The 8,390-nt window shown below is 45.8% G+C and carries 3 protein-coding genes and 1 pseudogene; 1 reads left to right on the forward strand and 3 read right to left on the reverse strand.

What is annotated here, in order from left to right; all coding sequences use genetic code 11:
• The first annotated feature begins 58 nt into the window (after nt 1-58).
• Entirely contained in the window at nt 59-5,959 is a 5,901-nt protein-coding gene (locus tag C5684_RS06220) for a coiled-coil domain-containing protein (protein WP_158650203.1), read from the forward strand.
• Between the two features lie 53 nt (nt 5,960-6,012).
• Here C5684_RS06220 and C5684_RS06225 read toward each other — a convergent pair whose 3' ends face one another.
• The 3 genes and pseudogenes from C5684_RS06225 to C5684_RS06235 all read right to left on the reverse strand — a co-directional run.
• A complete protein-coding gene (locus tag C5684_RS06225) occupies nt 6,013-6,750 on the reverse strand; it encodes an SEL1-like repeat protein (RefSeq protein ID WP_104639763.1) in 738 nt (245 codons plus the stop codon).
• Between the two features lie 5 nt (nt 6,751-6,755).
• A complete protein-coding gene (locus C5684_RS06230) occupies nt 6,756-7,898 on the reverse strand; it encodes a DUF2130 domain-containing protein (RefSeq protein ID WP_104639764.1) in 1,143 nt (380 codons plus the stop codon).
• 85 nt (nt 7,899-7,983) lie between these two features.
• Nucleotides 7,984-8,390 (reverse strand): annotated as a pseudogene (locus C5684_RS06235) (methyl-accepting chemotaxis protein); the annotation flags it as partial.

The raw sequence follows: 8,390 nt of genomic DNA on the forward strand, positions 1-8,390 counted from the left end.
GGGTAACTCTCTCTGGTTTAGTGGCTTTAAAAGCTTGTGTGTTAGTGGGGGGTGGGGAATGTTAGATGTTTTAGAAATTGCCAAGCAGTTGCAAACAAGCAGTGCCTCACAGGCGGGCACAGATTTAAATACCCACTACAGCGCGTTAAAAGAGGTTTGGGAGCAATACGCCCCCTTAAAGTGCAAGCAGGATTTACAAAACAAGGCATTTGAGCCTAAAAACGAGGCACTTTACAAACTTTTAGAGACTTGCAAATATGACATTTTGCCCTTTTGTGTGCGTCTAGCCCCCGAAGATGTGGGCTTGCAAACAGCCCAAGAGGTGCAAAAAGAAATGCGTAGTTATAGTAACAAGGAAGGGGGTAGTTGCAAGACCCCTTCTTTAGAGGACTACCAAGAGCAAGAGCGTAAATTTAAAGCGGCTTTTAGTGCCTTTTGCCAGCATTTAGACCCCTTTTTAAAAGACACGCCCCAACTCTCACAGGCTGAAAAGTTGCAGGGCTGGTTTGTCTTTGTGGAATTGGAGCGGGGGTGTTGCTTAGAGGCATGGCAGAAGTTTTACAAACTCTATAAAGAGGAGTGTAAGGCTAAGGGGGTGAAAAAGCTTATTTACCGGAATATGGAGGAGGTAACTAAGGAGGCTTATGAGGATTTTGAAAAATCTCATCATTTGTTAGTAAAGGGCTTGAGACAACTTTTGGCATGCGCTAATCGCTTAGGGGGTGTGCATCTTTTGGAGGCGATTTGTAGGCGTAGTAGTGTGTTTGAAGAACCTAGAGTGTTGATTTGGACTGATGAGGAGGGGTTACAAAAGCTTTTAGGACTTAAAGAGGCTGTGGGGGCTGTGGTGAGCACAGATGCTAAAGTTTTGGAGGCTAAAAAGGCAGTGGAGCTAAAAATTGCCCAATGCCAAGAGGAATTGCCCAAATGCCTCGCCCTTTTAGAGCAGGCTAAAGACAAGGGTTGGGAAGAGCAAAAGAAAATTAGAGCACCCTTTGAAAAATTAATAGGCACCCTAGAAACAGACACCAAAGCCCTGCTTAAAGCTAGCGATGCAAGTTTGGGCGTGGGGGTGGTGCGCCAAATTGGGGGCGTGGCAAACAATATGAGCAGTTATGATAAATCGGGCTTTAAAACAACCCTAGAAAAGCAAGTGTTAAAAGCTTTGGAGGAGCATTTTAAAACCTTAGGGATCGCCCCCGCTCCCCAATCTGCCCTCAATGCGCTTAGAGTCGAGTTGCAAGAAAATAACGCCCAAATCCCAGTGGCTCTTGCACAGATCGAGCAGACCCATCAAGAACTTGTTAAAGAGGGGATTGTTACCAGCAAAGAGACCCGCACCCTTTATGACTCTTTAGATGAGGGTTTAGAGCCTTTAAAGAAGAGTTTGAAGGCTTTTGTAGCAGGCAGTGAGGATAAAAACATCGCCCAAATGGGCGCAGAGGCTTTAGGTTATTATCCCTCTGTTTCAGATTTAGAAAAAGCCCTACCCCTCATAGAGAACATGCTAAAGGCGAGCAATATTAACAGCTCCCCATCTGCAACGATGGCATCCACCCAAGAATTAAAGGCATTCAAAGCACGCCAAAACATTGCAGAGCTCAAAGCCCAGTTCCAAACCTTTAAGGGGCTTTGGGCACGCTATAAACCCCTTGAGGACCAACAAGAACGGCAAAAGCAAGTCTTTAAAGCCAAACGCCAAGTCCTTTATGATCTCTTAGATTATGAACCCCTAGAGGTTTTAAGTCTATACAGATGGAACATTGAGGATAAGGACACTGAAGAAACTTTAGGTAAGTGTTATTGGGATTGGCGGATTGAAAAATACCATGCCCCAGACTTAGACACCTACCAAAAAGACAAACAAAGATTTCAAGACAAGCTCAATGGCTTTTCTAGGGGCGTGGCTGATTTGCTCGCCACGGCTCCAAAACTTACAGAGCCAGAGAGGCTTAAGGGGTGGTGGCATTTTATAGAGCTTAAAAGGTTGGCATGCCAAGAGGCTTACAGCACTTTTATCCGGCTTTACAAAGAGGCATGCCAAGCCAAGGGCAAAAAGAGCATTGGCTATAGAAACATTGATGGGGAGGCTGAAAAGGCTTGGAATGCGTTGGAATCAAGCCTGTATTCTTTCAATGCTAGCCTAGGAAAATTGTTCCTATACACAGCATGCGTTTCTGGGGTGGGGGCGTTGCGCTCTCTTGTTCGTGAATACACAGGTGCCTATGCCAAGAGCTTTTCTTGCAATGATGGGGAGGGTTTACAACAACTCTTAGGGTTTCAAGAGGCAGCCAATCGCATTAAAAGCACCGATGAAAAAGTATTAGAAGCTAAAAGGGTGTTAGAGCAACGCATCGCCCAATGCCAAGAGAGGTTACAGGAGTGCAACGCCCTTTTAAGCCAAGAAGGCACCACTTGGGAGCAAGAAAAGCAGATCAAAAAGCCCTTTGAAGAAGCCTGCAAAGGCTTGATCTTAGAGGCGCAGGCTGTGTTGCAAGCGGTGGATATGAGTTTAGGCGTGGCACAAGCGCGCCAAGCGCAAAGCATCATCAAGGCAAGAGAAACTAACAAATACAACACCCCGGCTTTTCAAAAAACCCTAGAGGATGGGGTGTTAAAGCCCTTAGAGGAGTGCTTTTTAAGCTTTGGGGAAACCCCTAGCTTGCAAGTTGCCCTAGACACTTTTAAGTCTGCTTTGCAAATTGCCTTGCAAGAAATTACAGAGGCTTTTTTAGACCTAGAACCCACTTACCAGCAACTCCAAGCTGAGGGGTTGGTGGATCAAGCTTTGTGCTCTGAGCTTAAAGAGAGCATGCGCTCCTGTGTGGAACCTTTGAGGGCAGGTGTGGGTGATTTGTTTGAAGTCCTGGATAAAAACACAACACAACAGCTTAAGAAAGTTTGGGGTGATTTTTATAATTTGTGGTCGGGCAGAGAAAAATCTGCCCTAGATGAGGCCATTTTTAGTGCTTTAGAGGCGGAATTAGATAGCTTAGAACACCTAAGCGCCTCACAGAAAAGCGATGCCCTAAAAGCCCTAGAACAAACCCACGCATTTTTAGACAGCAGGCATGCCATAGAATTAGAACGCAACGATGTATGCGTGCATTTGGCAAACCTGCAGAGGGGTTTAAAAACCTTGCAACAAGAAGTTAAGGCACTGCAAGCCACGATCCACCAGGATCAAGAAGAAGAGCCCGACACCGCAAGCGTAGAAAAAGCCCACAAAAACGCCCAAAAGGAGCTTAAAAACCTCTTAAAACTCTTAAACCCCACCACTGCTAAGGAGCTGGCAGCTTTAAGTGCCCATCTAGATGCCCTAGCTGCACAACTAAGCATCCAAGAGAAGAGCTATTATCAAGAGCAAAAACACCAAGAGGCAAATCTAGAAGGCCAAGCCCTAGAGAACACTCTAAAAACCCTCAAAGAGGGGTTTAGACAAAATGTGTTAGAGGGGTTAGGGCAGTTAGAGGCTAAAATATCAAACCTACACACCGCCCTAGAGAGTTTTAAAACCAGTGGCTTTTTTAAAGATTTGGTTAAACCCCTTTGGTTTTATCAAGGCGATAATTTGAGAGCCTATGGCGACTATTTGGAATCCAGCCAAAAGGATAACCCGCAAGCCCTTTTAGAACTGGGTAAAATGACATTAAAGGGCGTGGTGGTGATGCCCTCTGTAGTAGATGGGCGTGAATTGTTGCTAAAGGCGGCTAAGTTGGGCTCGATTCGTGCTGTTGCAGAGTTGGGGCTATCCTACTTGGGGGCTGGTGGGGTGAGTGAGCCAGATGCCAAAGAGGCGTTTGATTATCTCTCAAAGGCACTCATCTTAGGCGACATTAAAGCGTATGTGGGGCTAGAAAAGCTAAGGCACTTTGAAGAGTTTGAGCATGAAATGGATACCCTCAATGATGCGCTTGTGAAAAATGCGCTCAAGCCTTGCAAGGCAGAAAATTGGTTTGGGTTTAATGACTACATTAAAGACCCAAGTAGAGCCGATTATGACGCATGGCTAGCCTTGCAAGAAGTGCAAGGGGAGTGCGCTTATCACCACCATTTCTACGAAGATGCACACATTGACAAGGATTATGGTATCGACCCTGATTATCGCGAATCCTACATTGAATCTTTCTTTGAGGATTTCTTTAACCATGGCTTGTGTGCCACCATGCAGGGCTACAACGCCCGCTTGCACTTAAGCATTTTAAAGACCATTGAAACGGTCTATGGCAAGCCCACCAAAGAGGACTACAAAGAGGCGTATGAAAATGCCCAAGAGGCGTATTTAGAGGGCATTGCTTTAGGCAGTGGGCGTTGTGCCTTAGAATTAGCCCAGCTTGAGCTAGAACAACCCAAACACTTTAATTTGAGCCCTAAAAAGGCACAGAGTGCGCTTTTAGAAGCCAACCATAGGGCGATTGGGTGTTTTAAACAAGCATTAGAGCGGGGCTACAACACGGCTTTAGTGCCTCTTACCAACACGCTAGGCAGACAAAAAGAACTTTTAGCCAAAACCCCCGATCACCCCTTGCACGCCTTCTTAGCTAAGTATGAGAGAGACTCAAAAGAAGTGGCTAGCCTTGCGCCTACCTTCATCGATAAAAGCGTGGGCTTTGGGGGCAAGCTAGATGTTAAAGCGCACTTTTCGCCCACATTTTGGCAACACCCAGATTTAGAAAGCCTAGAGGTTAAGCAAGAGCAAAAACCTGTTAGCACGCTCAAACCCCTATGGGAATATGGCGCAAACACCAGGCAAGCCTTTAAGGACTACATGGAGGCTAAAGAAAAGGGCGATGCTTTAGCATGGCTGTATCTGGGGGTGATGTGCTTGCAGGGCGTGGTGGTGCCCCCCGATCCTCATGGGGGAGCGCTGGCGTGCTTTTTAAAGGCACGGGATTTGGGCACGCTTTTAGGGCATTATGGTCTGTATTTAACCAGCCAGCTTGGTGAGTATTATGGGGATGATGTTGGAATTTTTGGGGATAAATGCCCTAATTACCAACACCCCCTAAAGCCAGCAGAGGTGCAAGAGGGCTTGGAACAGGTTTTCCCTTTAGGCAACTCTGCAGAGTTTAAGGCTTCTTACATGGCAGTTAATGAGGCTAGGGGTGAGGACTATGAGAGCCGATATAGCTGGTCTTGGGTGTTTGGAGAGGGGCTTGTGCGGGGGCAGTGGTGTTGTTGTGATGAAGAGTGGGGGCAGGATAAACTGGCAAACCTTTTAGAGACAATACACGCTCAGGGCAATGATGATGCGTCTATGTATGCGTGGGAGGGGTTTGCGCGCATGGCAGCAGGGGCTTATGACTCTTGTATTTGGGGCTTACACCTGCTTAAAGCCAGAGAGCAAAAAAACCTGTTGCGTTACCATGCTAATCGCTCTTATCAAAATATCCAGCAAGCCATACAAGCGGGGTTTGTGGATGGGTATTATTTCTTGGGGGCTGAGGGCATACACGATAGGTCGGGCTTTTATGCGAGCTTACAAATGGTGCGCTCCGTTGTCATCGAAGATGTGGGCAATGATGAATTTGATGGCGAGATTTATGGGGGCGAGGAGGATTATTTAGAGGGGCTAGCCCCTGAAAACCCGGAGGATGATGGCAAAGAGTTTTACGCCCAAAAATGCCAAGAGAGTTTAGAGCAGGGCGCAAAGGCGGGCTCGGCTCTGTGCGCTGTGGCATTAGCCAAAAGGTTTTTAAGGCAAGGCGATAAGGATTTTAACAAGGCTCAAGAGTTGCTAGAATTGCTCACCCCCTTTTGGGAGCAACAACGCCACTATGGGGCGTTGGCGATGTTGCTTCAGCTTTTAAAAGTGCAAATCCCCCAGTGCAAGGGCAAACAAGCTAAGGAGCTCCAAAGCAAGCTAGATGCCCACCTAGCGCATTTAGAAAAAATAGGTTGCGATCCTAGCGGTTTGGAGGGGTATTACAAAATTGGGATGGGTTGGATGGTGTTTTAGGGGGCGTTGCTACCAGCATGGGCGGAGTGGTGTGAAAAGCCCTTTGGGTTTGGCTAGTGCAGTTTTTCTTGCACGCGCTCTAAATCTACTTTGGCTCTTGAATATCCAAACTCCAGTGCTTTTTGATAACAAGACCGCGCCATCAAAAGAGTGCTTTTGGGATTGCTGAACTTGGGATAAACTTCTAAATATGTCCCCATGACACCAATAGCCATGCCAAGCCAATATCTTTTTAATGGATATTGCGCAAAATTTTTTGCCCTTAACCCATCAAGATCGACCTGTAGATTTTTCCCATGCCCAACAACCAGTGCCCCATTGGCATTGAGCACATCTGCTAAAAGTTTTTCGGCTTTATCATAACTCTGTTTGACACACAGACCACCAATATACGCACCAGCAAGATATGCTTTGACCATGATGGTGGCTATATCTTGATTTTGCAATCCTTGTTTGTTGAGCACCAGCTGGAAATATTGTTTTGCAACACATAAATTTTTTTTAACCCCCTGACCATGAAAATACATAAACCCTATCAATGCCGCTCCAAAGTTATCTCCTTTTTTATATCCTTCTTTAAAAATGTTCAAAGCTTCTTGATAACGCTTTTCCCTAGCACTATCTATCCCACTTTGCATTAAAGGGCTTATTTCTTCTTTTACGCGCACTGCCGGATTGGCTAAGTTTGCAATAATTCTCACAGCCTCTAGCACCCCCCACACCACCACCAAAAATACCAAAATCCATTTTAACCATTTTTTTGGGCTCGATTTGTGCCCATCAACCCCCATGCCCGCTATTCCATGCCAATCTGATTGGTGCCTAACTCTAAAAATGGAATGGGGGCGATTGCACTCCCAGCGATCCCCTCAATAGAGCCCCGTGTGCGCGCCGTGATGGTGGCGATCCGCTCAATTTGTTTAGCCCGTTTTGCCCAAATGCGTTCCATCGCCTGCTTTTCTTTTTCTAAATCCCGTTTCATCTCCTCAAAGGTGAGCAACACATTTTCCACTTCTTTGGCAAATTGGGGGCTCATCAAGTAGTCGTATAATTCACCCACCTTGTCGCTTTTGTTTTCTTGGCTTTTTTGCGCCCATGCCTGATTGATGATCACTTGGCGTAAAACCCCACACAGCAATTTAAATTCTTGGAAGGTGCAGACATACACACCCTTATAAAGCCCCCCGTGCTCCATAGGCTTAGGCGATTTGGGCATCGCCTCTGTTACCAAAATCCCAATATGCGCCCCTACTTCATGGATATCTTGTTTGAATTTCTCAATCCACGCCTCGTTAAAATCCTTTGTGCGCTTGCTCTCATAGCAAATGATGCCACAATCTTGCAATTTAAAGTCATTGACAATTTGCACACAATCCCCACCCCGATGCCCTTTTTTAACTTCCTTAATGGTGTCTAGGGGGAATTGGGCACGCAAATACGCCTCAATAGCCAACTCCTGCACCTCGCCTTGTAATTGCTGGGAGGTGATCTCAGCCTTTTTTTGCACCTCTTGAGCGGCTTTTCTCAAGCCCTCTATCTGCAAATCTTTTTGTTGTAGCTTTAACTCGTATTGCGCCTCTAATTTCTTTTCTAGCTCGGCACTGGCTTTTTCGCGCTCCTCTTGTCGGGCTTGTTCGATCTGAGCTTGGGCTTGGGTGCGTTCTTGCTGTAAGGCTTGCTCCACGCTTTGCTGGATTTGTTGGGTGAGAGCTTTCTCTTTGGCTTCTATGTTCTTTTGTTGTGTTTCTAGCTGGTGCTTTTGGGCATTGAGATCCTCAAAAGCCTTTTTCCATTCTTGGCGTTTTTGGTTTAATTCCTGCTCAAAGCGTTGCTTTTCTTGCGCCATCTGTTGTGAAAACTCTTGTTGCGCCTGTTTGGACAAAACTTCTTTGATATTGATAGCATGCGCACAATGAGGGCATGTAATGGTGTCATTCATTTTTTAGCCTTTAAGGATTTGGTGGGGGGTATCATAGCAAATTTATAAACACATCTAGGTTAGCAAAAAGTCTAAAATACTACGGCTACACCTTGAACTTCAAAAACTCTTGGTTGAGGTGGGCGTTGTTGTCTAACATCTCTTTGATATTGTGCTCTAAGTTGAGTCGTTCTTGTTTCATTTTGGCAAACATATCCACCAATTCTTGGGTTACACACGCCATCTCCTTGATCTTGTTGCAAATTTGTTGGTTACTGGTGATCGCCTCAATAGAAGTTTGCTTAGAGACAGATAGGCTCTCTTGCACGCTCTTAATGTCGTGGATAAGATTGGCGGTTTGTTTGGAGATGTCCTCAGATTCAAGGGCAATATTTTTGAGCTTAGAGCCCATGTTTTCAATATTTTGGGTAACAAAATTCACCATGTCTGTGATCTCGGCTAATGATTTTTGGGTTTTGCTGGCTAAATTACGCACCTCATCAGCCACCACCG

The organism is Helicobacter bizzozeronii (assembly GCF_900196775.1).
Taxonomy (GTDB): Bacteria; Campylobacterota; Campylobacteria; order Campylobacterales; family Helicobacteraceae; genus Helicobacter; species Helicobacter bizzozeronii.

Excerpts from the sequence above, each read along its gene's own strand:
- C5684_RS06230 (WP_104639764.1), bottom strand. The coding sequence starts at position 7,898 with ATGAATGACACCATTACATGCCCTCATTGTGCGCATGCTATCAATATC.
- C5684_RS06220 (WP_158650203.1), top strand. The coding sequence starts at position 59 with ATGTTAGATGTTTTAGAAATTGCCAAGCAGTTGCAAACAAGCAGTGCC.
- C5684_RS06225 (WP_104639763.1), bottom strand. The coding sequence starts at position 6,750 with ATGGGGGTTGATGGGCACAAATCGAGCCCAAAAAAATGGTTAAAATGG.